This window comes from Clostridium sp. OF09-36 (genome assembly GCF_003481985.1).
Taxonomy (GTDB): Bacteria; Bacillota; Clostridia; order Lachnospirales; family Lachnospiraceae; genus Brotaphodocola.
On the sequence record NZ_QUMD01000008.1, the window covers coordinates 1 to 17,017 of the forward strand.

The 17,017-nt window shown below is 51.6% G+C and carries 16 protein-coding genes and 1 pseudogene; 2 read left to right on the plus strand and 15 right to left on the minus strand.

Annotated features, from left to right (window positions below; genetic code table 11):
• The 11 genes from DXA97_RS20820 to DXA97_RS08225 all read right to left on the minus strand — a co-directional run.
• Positions 1-1,326 (minus strand): LCP family protein (locus DXA97_RS20820; protein ID WP_243107592.1); only part of this gene is annotated, 1,326 nt, incomplete at its 3' end.
• Positions 1,327-1,367: 41 nt separating this feature from the next.
• Positions 1,368-2,153: an exopolysaccharide biosynthesis polyprenyl glycosylphosphotransferase gene (locus tag DXA97_RS22010; RefSeq protein ID WP_347561506.1), complete on the minus strand. Its 786-nt coding sequence runs from the start codon at positions 2,151-2,153 to the stop codon at positions 1,368-1,370.
• Positions 2,154-2,167: 14 nt separating this feature from the next.
• Positions 2,168-2,788: a hypothetical protein gene (locus DXA97_RS22015; RefSeq protein WP_347561507.1), complete on the minus strand. Its 621-nt coding sequence runs from the start codon at positions 2,786-2,788 to the stop codon at positions 2,168-2,170.
• 152 nt (positions 2,789-2,940) lie between these two features.
• Positions 2,941-3,927 carry a glycosyltransferase family 2 protein gene (locus DXA97_RS08195; protein ID WP_118719415.1) on the minus strand — a complete coding sequence of 329 codons (987 nt, stop codon included), beginning with the start codon at positions 3,925-3,927 and terminating at the stop codon, positions 2,941-2,943.
• A gap of 14 nt (positions 3,928-3,941) precedes the next feature.
• Positions 3,942-6,146 (minus strand): glycosyltransferase family 2 protein, encoded by a 2,205-nt coding sequence (locus DXA97_RS08200; protein WP_118719417.1) that lies wholly within the window; start codon positions 6,144-6,146, stop codon positions 3,942-3,944.
• Between the two features lie 5 nt (positions 6,147-6,151).
• Positions 6,152-7,093, minus strand: coding sequence for a glycosyltransferase family 2 protein (locus DXA97_RS08205; RefSeq protein WP_118719577.1), 942 nt, complete (start codon positions 7,091-7,093; stop codon positions 6,152-6,154).
• A 115-nt stretch (positions 7,094-7,208) separates the two neighbouring features.
• Entirely contained in the window at positions 7,209-7,802 is a 594-nt protein-coding gene (locus DXA97_RS22020; protein ID WP_347561508.1) for an NAD(P)-dependent oxidoreductase, read from the minus strand.
• Entirely contained in the window at positions 7,781-8,155 is a 375-nt protein-coding gene (locus DXA97_RS22025; RefSeq protein ID WP_347561509.1) for an NAD(P)-dependent oxidoreductase, read from the minus strand. Before DXA97_RS22025 ends, DXA97_RS22020 begins: the two co-directional genes overlap by 22 nt.
• 104 nt (positions 8,156-8,259) lie before the next feature.
• The gene (locus tag DXA97_RS08215; RefSeq protein WP_118719419.1) at positions 8,260-9,600 is read right to left on the minus strand and encodes a class I SAM-dependent methyltransferase; all 1,341 of its coding nucleotides are present in this window, start codon (positions 9,598-9,600) and stop codon (positions 8,260-8,262) included.
• Entirely contained in the window at positions 9,548-10,486 is a 939-nt protein-coding gene (locus DXA97_RS08220; protein ID WP_118719421.1) for an NAD(P)-dependent oxidoreductase, read from the minus strand. Before DXA97_RS08220 ends, DXA97_RS08215 begins: the two co-directional genes overlap by 53 nt.
• On the minus strand, positions 10,486-12,441 hold the full coding sequence (locus DXA97_RS08225) for a thiamine pyrophosphate-binding protein (protein ID WP_118719423.1): 1,956 nt from the start codon (positions 12,439-12,441) through the stop codon (positions 10,486-10,488). The genes DXA97_RS08220 and DXA97_RS08225 overlap by 1 nt, the downstream gene beginning before the upstream one ends.
• Before the next feature lie 281 nt (positions 12,442-12,722).
• Between DXA97_RS08225 and DXA97_RS08235 the strand changes: the two genes are divergently transcribed.
• Positions 12,723-14,213 carry a cell wall-binding protein gene (locus DXA97_RS08235; protein ID WP_118719428.1) on the plus strand — a complete coding sequence of 497 codons (1,491 nt, stop codon included), beginning with the start codon at positions 12,723-12,725 and terminating at the stop codon, positions 14,211-14,213.
• A 313-nt stretch (positions 14,214-14,526) separates the two neighbouring features.
• The gene (locus tag DXA97_RS08240; protein WP_147353352.1) at positions 14,527-14,850 is read left to right on the plus strand and encodes a hypothetical protein; all 324 of its coding nucleotides are present in this window, start codon (positions 14,527-14,529) and stop codon (positions 14,848-14,850) included.
• A gap of 117 nt (positions 14,851-14,967) precedes the next feature.
• On the opposite strand, the gene DXA97_RS08245 is transcribed toward DXA97_RS08240, so the two are convergent.
• From DXA97_RS08245 to DXA97_RS08260, 4 genes and pseudogenes are all read right to left on the minus strand, one after another.
• The gene (locus DXA97_RS08245) at positions 14,968-15,483 is read right to left on the minus strand and encodes a hypothetical protein (RefSeq protein ID WP_147353353.1); all 516 of its coding nucleotides are present in this window, start codon (positions 15,481-15,483) and stop codon (positions 14,968-14,970) included.
• Between the two features lie 224 nt (positions 15,484-15,707).
• Entirely contained in the window at positions 15,708-16,058 is a 351-nt protein-coding gene (locus DXA97_RS08250; protein WP_118719434.1) for a hypothetical protein, read from the minus strand.
• Between the two features lie 58 nt (positions 16,059-16,116).
• Positions 16,117-16,663 (minus strand): annotated as a pseudogene (gene spoVT / locus DXA97_RS08255) (stage V sporulation protein T).
• A gap of 147 nt (positions 16,664-16,810) precedes the next feature.
• Positions 16,811-17,014, minus strand: coding sequence for a hypothetical protein (locus tag DXA97_RS08260; RefSeq protein WP_118719436.1), 204 nt, complete (start codon positions 17,012-17,014; stop codon positions 16,811-16,813).
• Positions 17,015-17,017 lie beyond the last annotated feature (3 nt).

Below are 17,017 nucleotides of genomic sequence, written 5' to 3' on the forward strand. Positions count from 1 at the left end.
GTCGCTTCGTTCAGTCTCAGTAATAAAGGAGTTGATATAGAAAAACTCTGCCTTGCTCAGCTCGATATCGACACCGCCGAGAACATCGATTGCATTGGCTACGGCCTTCCAGTTGAAGGTCATATAATCCTGGATCTGAAGGTCAAGGTTACGGTTTAATGCCTCTACTGCCTGCTTTGGTCCGCCTACAAAGTAAGCCTGGTTGATCTTAGTATAAGAGCCCTTATCGTTGATATTTAAATAAGAGTCACGGTATACCGATACCAGCTTGATCTCACCTGTATCACGGTTGACATTACAGAGGATGATAACATCGGAGTTTGTGGATTTCTCGATGGCATTGTCACGTGCATCGACACCAAAGATGGCGATGGTCCAGTAGCCCTTCATATTTTCTTCTGCGTCCATCGCAATATCATTCGTCTTGATCTCGCTGATCTGGAAATCCTCCGAGCGCTGGATCTGGGACATCATGCGTGCCATAAAGGCATAGCTGAAGATAGCCACCAGGGCAATGCACTCTGCCACGATCATGGCAATGATGCGGCGTCTGCGTTTTTTCTTCGCCTCACTGCGGCCAAACTCGGAACGTCCGCCCCGCCGTCCGCCTCCGGAAGGCTCTGCTGTTCTTGTATCCCGGCGGCTTTCTCCGGCTTCAGCAGCTCTCATGCTGCGCTGGCTTCTTCCCTGCTCAGTTTCCTGAGCATTCTGCCAGTTTTCTGAAGTCCCGGCATTTCTGCGCCGGCTTCTTCCAGTTCCGGTACTTCTGGAATTTTCCCAGTTTTCTTCCGCTCCAGTGTTTCTTCCCCACTGGCCTTCTCCAGCATCAGCTGTCCCTCCGCTTCTCCGGTCTTCTCCGGCTGCTCCTGCGCGGCGGCTGTTTCCGGCTCCTGCCTTCGCAGCGGCTGTTTCCCGTACTGCACGGCTTCCGGCTGTCTCACGCACGGCACTGCTGCGCGGGCTTTCATCGGACATATCAGCTTCATAATCTGCATTGGTCCTGCGGCGGGATGAAACGCGCACCCGGCCCATCTCGAATTCATCGAGCATATCCGGCTCCTTCGCTCTTCTGGAGTCTTCCTGCTCATATTCCCGTCTCGGCTGTTTGGGAAGCGCATAGATCCGGGAATCTCCCATTACATCCAGCTCCCGCTCTGCTGCCTCCTGACGTTTTCTCTGACGGCTCTCCCAGCGTTCCCGCTCATTTACGTAACCGTCTTCGCGTTCAGAAGCTGCATACGCTCCGGATCTGTCCCTCATGTGGGGATTTCGTCTGCTTCGTCTTTCTGTACTGCGCTCTAACTCATCGTCATAATCGTGACTCATGTTTGTACCTCATCTTAATTCCTGCCTGCTCCGCAACCGGGTCAATAGGCGTTCTTATTAATAAAGCCTTTGAAAAATGTCAGAAACAATATCTTAAAGTCAAATCCCAAAGTCCAGTTTTCAATGTAATAAAGATCGTGCTCGATCCGTTTGGTGATAGAAGTGTCACCACGGTAACCATTCACCTGCGCCCAGCCTGTCATACCCGGCCGTACCTGGTGCTTGATCATATACCTTGGGATTTCTTCCTTAAACCGCTCTACAAAATACGGGCGCTCCGGCCGGGGCCCTACCAGGCTCATGCTGCCGAACAAAACGTTGAAGAGCTGCGGCATCTCATCGATGCTGGTTTTGCGGATGATCCTTCCGATCGGCGTTACCCTCGGATCGCGTTTGGTCGTCCACTCACTCTTTTCTTTTTCCGGCGCCTGCACTTCCATGGAACGGAACTTGTACATTTTAAATGGGCGGTTATGAAGCCCCACCCGTTCCTGACAATAAATCAGCGGTCCCGGTGAAGTCAGCTTGATCAACACGGCTGTCACCAGCATAATGGGGGAAAACAGGATCAGCGCAACAACCGCGCCGAAAATATCAACCACACGCTTCATCGCCGCATTCAGCGGATCGTTTAACGGAACATGGCGGATATTGATGACCGGCAGTCCCTGCAGATCTTCCGTATATGGCCTGGTCGGGATCACATTGTTATAGTCCGGAATGAACTTCGTGTGGACTCCGGATTTCTCACAGACTGCCACGATCTGCTCCAGACCGGCATACTCTTTCAGGCTTAAGGTAATCGCGATCTCATCCAGACGGTTCATATCCAGGATCGGTTTTACTCTTTCAGGGTTCCAATGACCTTGATGCCGCGGTAATCATATCCCCACTGCTTATGGTCATCGAGAATGCCGCGCACGCGGTATCCCCACTCCGGGTTTGCCAGCACACGGTCAATATAACCCTCGGCTGCACGGCTGTAACCCACCAGAATGATATGCTTCTGATTGTAGCCCTTTGCACGCATGGAGCGCAGCACGGTACGGATCAGGTTCCGTTCCAGCGTTTCTGCGGTAATGTTGGTCAGGAAAAAGCCAGCGACAAGCCTTGCAGAAAACTCCCGCAGATAAGGGTTCTTTCTTCCTACATACAAAATAGTTCCGAAAAGAAACAGTCCGATGATATTCGCCTTGCAGACGTTGGCAAACTCCTGGCGTCTGCCCTGCACCCGCTTTGGCGTGAACAGATGAAAGATTGTATACAAAAGCAGATAGACTGGTATGATCACCACCAGGACCCGCATATAAAACCAGGTCGGCAGGATACCAGCCTCTAAATCTGCCCCGAACAATCCGCTTTTTAATGTAATAAACCAGCTGAACACATAGGCAGCTGCGATCACCAGTGCATCCAGAAGCACATGCAGCCGGTTCAGTCTGGACTGATTATCTTTTATCATATAGTCCACCTTGATTTTCAGATTGCCGCCCGTATATAGCACAAACAGCAACGGATTTTGCCAGGATCCGCGCAAAATGGCGGTCTTATGGCATCATAATGGAATCGTAACGATTATACACGAATTTTCTGGATTGAGATATTAAATTTCTCTTAACTTTTCCCTGCTTTTCTCACCTGACGTCTGGAAAACTCGTAAATATACAGTGCCGCTCCGTAGATCAGCTCCCACTCAATGGCGAGATAATTGCCAAAATTCTCCCGGCGGTAAGGAACCTTGCGGGTCTTTTTTACCGTCTTGATTCCCTCTAAGATCCCGGCTACATAGTCTTTCTCAAAGCCGAGCTTTTTAAAGAACAGATACTTTCCGGCGATGCCCATAGCGATCGGAATGCTGTTAAACAGAAGCTGTGGTGCCGGCATATTTTTATAGTTCAGATACACGTTATTGCGGGCCGCAAGCTTGACCTTAAAGGAATTGTACTTGGAGCCGCTGGTGCCGCTTCCCACATGAAACACCTTCGCAGACGGGCAGTAACGGTTATAGTATCCCGCAATTTTTGCCCGGTATCCCACATCGATGTCTTCCAGATAAGCAAAATGCATCTCATCGAAATATCCGATCTCTTCAAACACCTCCCGGCGGTAGATCGCCGCACCGGCGCAGGCAGAGAAGATATGGCAAGGGCGGTCATAACGTTCTATTTCCTGTCCCACGCCACGCTGGTATGCCCAGCCCATAATGCTGTACATATCGCCGCCGTCATCCATCAGATCTTTATGGTAAAGCTGGATCATCTTCGGACTCACGGAGAAAATCCTCGGAGAACTTTCTATGGCTTTTAAGAGTTCTCCGACATACTCCGGCTCTGCTTCGGTGTCATTATTCAAAAGGATCACATACGGCGTTTTTGCTGCCCGGATCCCCACATTGACCGCTCCGGAAAAGCCGGTATTCGTCTCAAGGAAAATCGATGGAAGCCCATACTCCTTCAGCCACTCCACGCTGCCGTCGGTGGAGCCGTTGTCCACCACCAGCAGTTCAAAGTCCCGGCAGATTTGCCGATCCAGCGCCGCCATACAGGGTTCCATGAATTTCAGGCCATTATAATTTGGAATGATGATCGTTACTTTCTTCATACGCACGCCTCCACCTACTGTTCCTTCAGATCCGGAAGCTTATAAGGCTCGCCGATCTTCTCTTTTAAGAGATCCCGCAGGGAAAAGTCTGATTTTCGCAGGGTCAGGTTCGGGTTGTAGTAAGGATCCCCGTTCTTTAAGATATCCGGCCAGCGGCTTGCCACCAGTGCCCACTCCCGGTTGAAGCGTGCTACTTTCTCCGGTGTATCCTCCAGACCTCGGGACTTGGACTCATAATGATGCATCACTGCATACGGTGCGTAAACGACCAGATATCCGGCTGCCCGCACCTTCAGGCAGAAGTCCACGTCGTTAAATGCCACAGCCAGCTCCTCAGTCAGGCCGCCAACTTCATGGAAAACCGACTTTTTCACCATCAGGCAGGCTGCCGTTACAGCACTGTAATCCTGTGCACACATTGCACGGTGGAAATAACTGTTTTCCGCTTCATGCAGGCCAATAAAGGTATGACCTGCCACGCCGCCAAAACCGATCACGACTCCGGCATGCTGGATCGTGTCATCCTCATAGAGCAGTCTGGCACCGACAATGCCGACCTCTTTCCGCTGGCAGAAGCCAAGCATCTCCTCAAACAGGCGCGGGGCAATGATCTCGGTATCGTTGTTTAACAGCATCAGGTACTCGCCCTTTGCAAAGGAAGCGCCGAAATTGTTGATCGCAGAATAGTTGAACTCCCGCTCCCAGCGGACGACCTTCACCTGTGGGAATTCCTTCTGGATCTTCTCATAATATGCGAAGGTCTCCGGCTCGGTGCTGTTGTTCTCCACCACAATAAACTCCAGGTTTTTGTAGGTGGCACGCTCGATGATGGATCGGATGCAGAGGTCTAAGTCCACACTGTGATCCTTGTTCGGAATGATAACCGACACCAGCGGGTCGCCCTGGATCTTAAAGGTCGTGTGGTAGATTCCGTAATCCACGCCCTTTTCCACTTTCTCAGCCGGGATGCCCATGCGCTCATAGTGTGCCATGATCGCACGTGCACCTGCCTCAAACGCGTACAGCTTACTCTCCGGGTTGCTGGCCGTAGACTCCTGGTGACAGCGCCAGTGGTACAGCACCTTTGGAATATGGCAGATTTCTTTCGCATTCTCCGTACAGCGGAAAATAAAATCGTAATCCTGGGCGCCGTCAAACTCGTGGCGGAAGCCGCCTACTTTGTTCAGCAGTTCCTGTTTCACTACAAACAGATGGCAGATATAATTGACGCTGGTTAAAAGGTCCGGGTTGAAATCCGGTTTGAAATGCGGGTCGAACAGCGCGCCGCCGTCCATATCCAGCTTATCTTCATCGGAATAGATGACATCGCAGTCCGGGTGCTCGTTGATGATCTTTGCCACCTCATACAGGGCATGCTCTGGAATGGTATCGTCGTGGTCGGCCAGAATGATAAAGTCACCACTTGCCATCTCCAGGGCCGCATTGGTGTTGCCGGAAATACCCAGGTTCTCCCCAAGCTCCGACACGTGGAAGCGGCTGTCTTTCTTTGTATATTCCGCCATCACGCGGCTGACAATAGCTCCCTCGCCCTTCGGGCTTCCGTTTGCTACGCAGACCTCCCATTTTTTGTAGGTCTGGGCCAGAATGGAATCCAGCATCTCCCGCAGGTATTTCTCCGGAGTCTTGTACGCCGGAATGACAATGGATAACAGCGGCTCCTTCGCAAACTTTGTCTCGCGCTGGGCATCCAGTTCTTCTTCCTTCGGGCGGGTCAGCTCATACCACTCGCCATAGTCATAATCGTTGTCCAGGCCCTGCAGCTTGTGGCGGGACTTCAAAAGCAACGCCTTTAAGCCATGCTTTTTTCCAAACTCCAGTGCCACATGCACGGTTTCCATGTTCATAAGATCCTTGATCTTTTCCATGCGCTTGTGTGCCACACTGGCACGCTTCGCGATCAATTCCTCATTATACTTCACACGGGCAGTCTTTCCATCACAGCGGATCACCAGCCAGTAGTCCGCCCCACGCTCATACGGGAACTGGATGTCAAAGCCATAATCCCGGTCATAGACCTGTTTATAGTAAATCTGGCTCACGTCATCCCTGCGGGTTGCCACATATTTGACCGGAAGCGGCTTTTTCTCCTGGTCCAGAACCTCAAACTCTGCCTTGGACTCCGGTGTCTTTCCGATGACCCAGCCATTTAACTGAATCGAATTTTCCCGGATCCTCACTACGTCAATCTTGTATTTCATATAAACTATTTCTCCTCAAAATTCAGTCGTTCTTCCTCTACGACCAGCGGGCGGTGCATCACACGCTGGTTAATGGAGAGCACATACTCTCCCACCATACCGATAAAGAAGATCTGCACCGAACCCAAAAACAGCATGCCAATCAGCATCGGTGCCATGCCTGCCGGGAAACGGTCCCACCAGACCAGCTTCATGACCAGGTAAACGATTGCAACCACCATGCTTAAAAATGCGCTGATGGCACCCACAAACGTAGCCAGACGTAAGCCTGCTTTCGTGTAAGAGGTCACGCTGAGCATGGCTGCATCGTACAGGCGGTAAAAGTTATTGTGCGTTTTTCCGGCGCGGCGTTTCGGCTGTTCGTACGGAATCTCCTTCCGCTTATAGCCAAGCTCCGCCACAATTCCGCGCAGGAACGGCGTCGGGTCATCCAGCTTTCTTAACACCTCGATAAAATCCCGGTCGTACAGTCCGGAACCGGTGAAGTGCTCGATCTGCTCCACGTCAGACAGCTTCTTGATTGTCTTATAATAGAAACTTCTGAGCGCATACATGATCTTGTTTTCTTTGCTGCTGGTCTTGATGCCGATGACGATCTTGTAGCCTTCTTCCCAGGCCTTCACGTATTTCGGGATCATGTCCACCGGGTCCTGGAAATCTGCCACCATCTCAATGACACAGTCGCCGGTCACCTGCAGCATGCCGTAATACGGAGAGTTGAACTGTCCGAAATTGCGGGCATTAAAGATGGCCTTAATCTTCGGGTTTTCTGCACAGAGCCTGCGCAGGATCGGGCGGGTTTCATCGGTTGAGTCGTTGTCGATGAACACCAGCTCATAGTCGTACTGCGGCAGATCCCGCGTCAGGGTTTCCAGTACCGCTTTGCTGATTGCCTCAACATTTTCCTGCTCGTTGTAGCAGGGGATCAGCACACTGATCTTTTTCATAATCGTTTCCTTCCATATCGTTTCTTGTAACTTATTTGCCATCACTGTCATTGTCCAGATCCAGAATGACAATTTTCCACAGAAGCTGATGCTTCTGTTTGTTTTTTCCACATTTTTATGCCAGTATCTGTGGAAGCATCCTCCGGATTCCCTCCGCAAAAGAAACCTCTTCCTTCCAGGTTCCGTCCGTCAGCTTCTTTATATTTTCATTGACCGGACAGATGGAAAGGGCACCTTCCTTTGCCTGGACGAAGCTTCCGTATTCCAGGTTTCCGCGTCCACCGCACAGCGTGTGGATCTCCTCAACAAAATCCCGCAGTACCCGGGTATCTTCCGAAGCCACATTCACAGCGTGGCATTCATCCGGATGGCTGTCGCTGTAGCGATACAATTCTACGACTGCCCGGGATGCATCTGCGATATCCATAAAATTCCAGCGGTGCCTGCAGGCGCTTAACGATACGGTTTTTCCCTCCGGCAGCTCCCGCGTCAGCGTGGAAATGATGGACCACGGGTGATCGCCTTTTCCGTAAACACTGAAGAAACGCAGGTGGTAATAGGTCATCTGCATTTCCCGGCAAAGCTTTGCTGCCTGCTCAAAAAAAGCAAGCTTTGCTTTCCCGTATTCATTGACCGGGTGGCACTCCATGGACTCTTCCATGGTGCCGTCTGAAGTAATACCGTATTCTACCCGGGAACCGGCGTCCATAAACACCTGGCAGCCAGAAGCTTTGCCGCTTCCAGACAGCGAAGCGAGCCGTCAATATTGGTTTTCTGCACTTCGGGTGAGTCGATTTCCTGGCGGTTTACGCCGCGCCATGCAAAATGTAAAAATGCATCTGCGTGGCCAATCTGCGGAACACACGCTACCGCCTCATCCATCTGCGCCGCGATCCGGTGCAAGTGCTCATGCACCGGAAGACAGTCTGTTTTTTGCGACTGCGGGCGCACCAGGCAGTAAACCTCTGCACCCTCTTCCAAAAACCGCTCTCCCACATGGCTTCCAATAAAACCAGTGGCTCCGGTCATCACAATCCGTTTTCCGGAAAGATTCTGTATCATGTTTCCATACTCCTGTTGTTTTCTGCCGTTCCTGCGCTTTCACTCCATGCCAGATTCTGTGCAGGCACTGCATGAATCAGTAACGTTTCTTCTTCCTTGCGGCATCAGAGCTGCTCAATCCGGTTTGTGCGCAGAGTCATGACCTCCACACCCGCACCGAACTTTGTTCTTATGATACCCGCGATCTCATCGGTATAACCCGGTGCCACGATCAGCACTGCATCCACCGGCTCTTCAAAATAATGGTCCGGTGCCACGATCGGCACATGGGAGGCCGGTGCAAAACGCCCCTGTTTAAACGGAGCAGAATCGATGATGTAAGCCAGAGACTCCCCAAGAGCAGAGGTCGATGCCAGGGTAAAGCCCTGATGGCTTGCTCCCCACATGGCAAGGCGTCTGCCTTCCCGGTTCAGACGTTCTGTCAGTGCGCGGATTTCTCCGGTTACCACCGCATAGCCGTCGGTCAGAGGGGCGATGATGCCTGCATCTGCAGCGTCTTCACGCTGTGCCTTCGCTGTTTTTTCTGCATGTTCTTTCTGTGCACCAGTTTCTGCTTCCATACATTTCGAAGTTGTCTGTACACCTGATGCTGCGCGTTCCAGACCCGCAAGATCATCCTGCTCCATTTTCCCGTCTTCCGGCATAGCAGTCTTTCTCACCACCATGGAAAGCGTATCGCGGTTGATCATTTCCTCCTCGAGCACCTCAAAGCCGCAGTGGTTTAATAATGCACGAAGTGTATCAAACGTGTAATAAGCAATATGGTCGCGGATCAGCTCATAGTAGCTTTCCTTCTCCAGAATGTATTCCAGGCTCGGCACGGTGACCAGGCCCATGCCGTCCTCAGCCAGATTGTTCCAGATGGCTTTCAGCATAACATCCGGTCTTGGCTGGTGCTCTAAAAAGTTAAAGGATAAGAACACATCAAACGGCTTTTCCGGCACGCTCCAGCCACGCTCCGGCAGCATGGAGGCTTCCCCGGAATGGCCAAACTTCTGGTCTTCCCGCTCCGGGAACTCTCTCCAGACACGAAGGCCATCAGCCTGCGCTGCCGCAACCAGATCTGCCTTGTGCTCCATTCCGTAGATCTCAACCGGAAACTCCTGTAAGAATTTCAAAAATTCGCCCCGGCCACAGCCTGCCTCCAGAAAGGTTTTTCCCTCCAGATGGTAGGTTTCGATCAGGTGGCGGTACTGGCTCGTCCGCAGCTCCCGCATGGTGGAAGAACCACCACCGGCACGGATCACATCGCGGTAGTAAGCCACCGGCTCATAATCAAACTGGACCAGTCCGCAGCCACTGCACTGGTGTAACTGAAGGGTAATGCCCTGATCGTCCTTCACTTCATCCACATCCGGAATATCCTGGGCCGATGCCGGTGCATTTTTTAAATTAAAGAGACTCTTTTCCGGCAGGATCTTCCCGCAGGCTATGCAATGTTTCATAAATTCCCTCCGCAAATGTCCTGACAGGCCGCCAGCTGGTTTCCCGCAAAAGCTTGCTGATATCCGGCATAAGGTCTGCCGGACCCTCCGCATTCTGCGGCCGCTCCCCATAGGTAAAGCTTCCCCGGTGTCCGCAAAGCGCATGCATCTCTTCAATGTAACGCCTAAGCGGTCTGGTATCGGTACTGCCAATATTATAGATGCCAGCCTTTCCTCCGGTTAACAGTGCAACAAGCGCTGCGGCTGCATCATCGATATAAAGAAAATTCCAGTTCTGTGTACACTCACCCAACTTCATGCTGCCGCCCTCCAAAAAGGTGCGAAGGCAAGACTGCACCAGTGACCACGGATGGTCCCCAGGGCCGTACACGCTGTATATCCTCGTATGAATATACTCCATATTCTTACGTTTGCAAAGTATTTTCGCTTTTTCGCAAAAATCAACCTTTGCCTTGCCATATTCAGACACCGGGTGACAGGGAGTGTCCTCTGCCACCGTCTGGTGCCAGACTCCGTACTCTGCCTGAGATCCGGTAAATAAAAAACGGCGGCAGCCAAGCGCTGCTGCTGTCTCTATTGCATCCAGGGCATACGTGACATTTTTCTGCTGCACGTCACGTTTGGTCCGGTTCTCACTTCCTGCGCCATCCCAGCCGATATGGATCCAGGCATCTGCAAAAAAGCCGGCCAGCTCTCTGATATTTGCCAGATCAAGCGGACGGATGGCAAGTGTTCCGCAATCTATGCCCTCTGCCATCTCCTGCAAATGCTTCATATTAGAAGAAGCGGGGCGGACCACCGCAAAAACCTGGTGCCCCGCCTCTAAAAGTTGTCTTACTGTTGCCGCGCCGATAAAGCTGGTCGCGCCTGTTACTACAATTCGCATTATTTTATCCTCGGAATGATCATCAGTTTGTCCATCTCCTCATCCGGAAGGAATGGGGAAAGATCCTCAAGCGGCGGAGATACCAAGGTACCGTCCGGCAGACGCTTTGCGGAGGACTTCGGCTCAAAGTTCTGGTCGGTCGTCACAAACAGCTCGCAGATGACCGGTCCTTCCATGGCCAGAGTCTTTTCTACTGCATCAGCCAGCTCCTCATTGTGATATGCTGCCACATACGGATAACCGTAAGCCGGGGCAAGCTTTGCCATATCCGGGAAGCTTAAGTCGTGGCTGTCTACGCCGATTCCGACCAACGGCTCCCCGAAGAAATTCCGCTGGGTCTGGCGGATGGAATGATAGCCGCCATTGTTGATCAGGAAAATCTTGACCGGCATCTTGTGGTGGATGATGGTCTGCAGCTCCTGAAGATTCATCTGGATGCTGCCCTCACCGGTCAGCAGGATGATGTCGTGCTGGCTGTATCCGTCCCCCTCAAATTCCGGATCATGGGCTGCCATGCAGGCACCGATCGCTGCAGGCAGATCGTAACCCATGGAAGCGATCGCGGAGTTGGATAAGAACCGCTGTCCTTTCTTCATGATGTACGCATGTCCTCCGACCACGCAGGCAGAACCATTTCCGACTACCGTGATCTGATCCTCGCTCAAACGGCTGCTGAGTGCTTCTACCACCGCGTAAACATTCGCCTCGCGGGTCGGATCCGCTTTTAACTGTTCTTTGCGGATCGTCGGGTATTTCTCCCGGTACATCCGGCAGGTCTCGCTCCAGGTCATGCCCGGAAGACCCTCGCCGCCGTCAAATACCGGCTTTTTGTCATATTCTTCCCGAAGAACGGCTGCCATCGTCTCCATGAGATCCTTTGCGTCTGCATGAACCGGCATATCGACATGGACGCTCGGCTTTTTCAATTCCTCCGGATCTACATCGTTCATGATCACATACGCCTCGCGGGCCCAGGTCTTATAATTGTAGCCGACCTGACGGATGCTCAAGCGGCTTCCCACGGAAAATACCAGATCACTGTTCTGTACAGCCAGATTGCCCGGACGGTCGCCCATGTTGCCCGGTCTGCCCACGTACCACGGACAGTCATCGTACATGCAGTCGTTCGCATTCCAGCCAACAACTGCCGGAATTCCCAGTCCGTCTGCCACTTCCATAAAAGCATCGAACGCGCCGGCAATGCGGATTCCGTTTCCTGCATACAGAACCGGACGTTTCGCATTGCGGATTTTCTCGATGATCTCTCTTGCAAGCTCCTTGGAAACCGGTTTCGGAAGTACCTGGCGGTGCTCCCCTTTTCCAGCGTAATCCTCCGGGATCGCATGAGCTGGTGAAGGCTCTGCCCAGCCAGTGCCGCCAGCCTCGTAATCTGCCGCGTCAAATCCGACTAAGTCGTCCGTATCCACATACGCACCCTGTACATCTAACGGAATGTCCAGCCAGGTCGGGCCAGGACGTCCGGAATAAGACAGATAGATTGCTTTCTCCAGGCAGTAGCGGATGCGCAGCGGGTCGATCACCATTTCGCTGTACTTGGTCATGCAGTCGATGGATTTTACAATATCAAACTCCTGGTCACCCATGGCACGGATGCCAACGCCGGACCAGCGTGCAGTCGTGTCGTAGCGCACCTGACCGGATAAGACCAGCATCGGAATAGAATCCAGCCAGCCGCCAACCACGCCGGTGATGGCATTGGTGCCGCCAGGGCCTGTTGTCACACACAGTGCACCAATCTTGTTGTGGATTCTCGCATAAGCCTCTGCCGCGATCGCACATGCCTGCTCATGGTGCTGGTACAGGCAGTGCAGCCCTTCCTGATGGCCCAGTGCATCGTTCAAATGCATGGCACCTCCCCCTGTAACCGTAAAGACCTGGTTGATGCCTGCCTCAACCAGCTTTCCGGCAATGTAATTCGATACCTTGATCTTCATTGGGAATCTCCTCCTGTTTTCGTCAATAGCATAAGTATAGCATATTATCCCGCATCCTGCACCCAGAAATCTCGACTGGCAGCGCATGCCTTTCTTTCCAGTAACCTTCACTTTTCAAGCTGTATGAAATCCGCTATAATCGGCACCGTAATGCAACTGCGGATTTTCGGCCAACCTGCAAACTGGCTTCGTCCGTCTGTAGCTCCTGCTGCTTTTGCAGACCGCACTACAGACACCAGACGGCTCCGGTTTCCACAAGAAAAAAGGAGAGTAACAAAGTTATGAACAAACATTGCAAATTACTGGCTGTATTATCCACCGCGGCAGCAATGTCAGCGGCAACCCCTGCACTTGCGCTTTCCATTCCGGGCAGCGTTTCCACCGTCCTGGCTGCAACAGCCGGATGGCTCACAGAAGATGGTGAGCTCCGCTACAAAGACAGCGAAGGCTACTACCTGACTGATTCCTGGAAAAAGAAAGACGGCGAGTGGTATTACTTAAACGAAGACGGCTACCTTTCCCGTTCCTGCAGAATTGATGAATATTATGTAAACGAGGAAGGCCGCCGTGTCATGAACCAGTGGATCAGTGAAGCAAACGAGGATGAGTGGGACTCTGAGGCCCCGGATACTTACTGGTACTACTATGGAAAAGACGGAAGAAGCGTCATCTCCAAATGGCAGGAGATCGGCGGAAAGAATTACTATTTTAACGAAGAAGGCCACATGCAGACTGGCATGCTAGAGTTAGACGGCGCAACCTACTATCTCGGCGAAGAAGGCGACGGAGCCATGAAGACCGGCTGGATTGAGCTGGAAAATGAGGACGAAGAACTGGATCAGGATACTGTATGGCATTTCTTTGACAACAATGGCCGCATGGTCATGAACCAGATCGACCGCAAGATCGGTGGTTCCTACTACACCTTCCAGAACGGGATCCTGCAGACCGGATGGTTCCGCCTGCCGGAAAGCGCTGACAGCGCAGCAAATGCTGATCCGGCTGCTGGCAACGCAAACGCTGAGATCAGCGCTGACGCTGAAACTGCAGGCGTCTCCAACGCTGAAGCAGGCGAAAGCAGCACAGACGCAGGCGATAGTTCCAACACAGTAGCAAGTGACAGCAACACGGACCGCACACAAACCACTGCACCTCGCATCGCATCCTACCAGTTCTATGAGAACGACGGAAAACGAGGAAACGGCTGGTACCAGATGGAAGGCGCACCGGAGATCAGCGAGGAAGGCGAGACCTTTATCTTCTATATTAAGAATGGCCGTCCTTACTACGCAGCCCAGGGTGTACAGGTCTTCACAGTCGATGGCAAGCGCTTCGGCTTTAACGAACGAGGCGAGCTGCAGACCGGACTTCAGAGTGTGATCACCGAAGACGGACAGACCTGTAATTACTACTTTGGCACCGATGGCATTATGAAGACCGGCAAGCAGACCATCTACGATGAAGATCTCGGCGAAAACCAGACCTGGTTCTTCTACACCGACGGTGGCAACAAGGGCCGCGGCTTCCACGGAGTCCGCGACAACAATGTTTACGTGCAGGGACTGCGCCAGGATGCAGACCGCGACCTGCGTTTCGCCCCGGTACAGTTAGATGGCGTATCCTATCTGGCAGGTACCAATGGTGTCATTCAGAAAGCATCCTCCTCTTCCAAATCTGCGGCAAAGCCGGAGCTTGGAAATGGCTATAAAGATGTGAAAGATTCCAACGATAAGATCTGGACCGTTGATGTAAACGGAATCATCCAGGAGTAGAACAATAAACCGCAACCTGAAACCATACAAACGATTTATCTGTACAAATGAAAAATAAGAAGATTTCATCCGTTCACACAGAGAGGGCATGTCGCTGGCATGTCCTTCTATCTTTGTTCGCATCACTGTTCTTGTCTCTGCCCTCTCCTCTGCCCTCGCCTCATTTTTTTCTCTGCTCTTGTTTCTGTGCTTCCCGCTCTGTTCATAACATTTTTCTTACAATTCCACCGATTTCCTTACAATACCCCCGCGCCCCTTGCCAGTGCAAAGCAGGGCTGTTATAATGAGTTTGCAGAGAGAAAGGATGATCACTATGAAGAAAAAAGCAGGACTCACCCTCATCTTAACCATCCTGTGTTTTCTGATGAGCGCATTCCCTGCCATGGCAGGTGAGTGGCACAAAACCGCAGAGGATCAATATCAATATATCAAGGATGACGGAACCAAAGCCACCGGCCTCCTGGAACTAAAGGACGGTACCTATTACCTCGACGATAAGGGCAACCGGAAAACCTCCTACTGGCTTCGCTACAAGGGCGACTGGTATTTCTTCGGGGAAGACGGGCAAATGGTTACTGACTCCTGGGTCGACAACTACCATGTCGGTTCCGACGGACAGATGGATAAGATGCGTTAAGTGAAAACAATGAAATGAAAAACAGAGCAGCAGAAATTCCAAAGTGGGAAATCTGTTGCTCTGTTTTTTTGCATTGAATACCAGACATGTTTCTGGTGCCTCCGCTGCTTTTTCTGGTTACTGGATATCAAACGTCATATAGGTATCTTCCGGGATCTCGGTCTCGTACATTGGCTCGCCCTTAGACTCATAAGCGCTCTTCTCATAAATCTTTAAGCTGATCTTGCGGTCCTGGAAAAATCCACCGAAGGTATCCTCTCCGGATTCGCCATAGTTGTAATCCTGAACGGCTGCCTCATCATTGATTCCCTTGATTACGGCATCTGCATACTCTGCTGCATCTGCACCACTGGTGCCATCCTTCACAACGATCGTCAGGTCAACCACAGCCTTGTCCTCATCGATGGTAAAATCGATGGAATCGGCCATCGGATAATCGTCCTCGTCCAGATAGATTTCATTTACTTCCTCGTGGAACTGGTCCATATCCAGCTCGATGTTGTTGTAGATGTTGAAATCCGGTGTCTCAGCCTCGCTCGCATCCGGCTGTACAATGTTGCTCTTCGTGCATCCGCATAAAAGAAGCATGCAGCCTGCAGCTACAAGCAATGCTTTTTTACCCATTTTCATCATGATCTTCATTCCTCCTGTATTCTGTTTTCCGGCTGGCATTGTGCAGAAATCCATAACCTGCACTGCCTTCCATAACGGTTCTTTTCTGATTTTCACTCCGGCATTTTCGCCGAAAACAGATAACATTATATACGAAAGACTTCCGTTTGAACAGTCATTTTCGAAAAATGTAAAGATTTTTCACAGAATACTCACGGATTCAGATTCCACTCACACCGCCCTGCCTATCCCAGCACGATGAGCCGCGCCACTGCCAGCGGGTCATCTTCCGGAAATGACTGGACACAGACCATGATATCGCGCACCTGCTGCACATCCATGCCAAGCATCGATGCGATGGCACCGGCCGGATGTCCGGATCCGGAAAGTTCCATGACCTGCTTTACGCGTCCTGCCATCTCCTCTAGCTGCCCGGCAACTCCATTTGCACCGCCCAGACCAGACTGGTTCTCCGGTGCTTCTTCTGTCTCCAGAAAATCTTCCAGACGAAGCTCCTTCTTTCCGGTTTCTTCCTTATAGTATTCTTCAGACAGTTCCCAGTCCTCCTGCTGTCCCATTGTATTTTTCTCCTGCATGTTTTTCCTGCTTATCCTTCTACTTTCTTTCTATTTTTCTTTCTACATTTCTTTCGATTTATCCTTCCATCTGCCGTCCTAAAAAACCGGCCGCCGTGGATACCAGCTTTAATTCTGGCTCACCCAGCTTTTCCCGCGTCCCGGCTTAAAAGTGCCACCGCCCCGATGGGATCGCCCTCGCAGATGATCGGTACGATCACCTCAGCGGTCACACCATCGATCTCCTCTCCCGCAACCGGAATAAAATTCTTGCTTTCCCGTTCCGCTATAATGGTTTCCCGTTCATGGATCATCTGCTCCAGCTGCTTACTGATCATCTTCTGCAGCACATTCTTTTTGGGACCGCCGGAAAACGCGATCACCTGGTCCCGGTCCGTAATGCAGACCAGCATACCGGTAGTCTGCGCCATGGCGTCTGCGTACTGTGTGGCAAACGCCGCCAGCTCGACCATGGGCGAGTATTTTTTCAGAATGATCTCGCCCTCACGGTCCGTAAAGATTTCAAGCGGAGTCCCCTCCCTCAGTCTGAGTGTCCTTCGTATCTCCTTCGGAATCACGACGCGTCCAAGATCATCGATCCTTCTCACAATTCCTGTAGCTTTCATAATGCTCCTCCTGCATACCGCTTATTCCGTCAAGCACCGGTTCATACCGTTTCTTAACATCCTTTCCATATCGTGTGTCTTATGGACAGTATGTGGAAACATCTGAAATTTATACATAAATTTATGCTCAAAAGCTGTATCAGCCCATCAATATCCGGTACCGATGATCTGCTCCAGCATATTTAAGCCCATGGCTTCCTCATTCCCCTCAAGCGGGTAGATCCGGTTTACAATGCCGTCCTTTGCAAGCTCATGCGCCTCGATCACATGGTTTTCATCCTGCACCAGAAATTTGCGCACGCCACCCCCGGATTTCTTTTGTGTCTCCTGTTTCATTGATTTTTCTTTCATCTC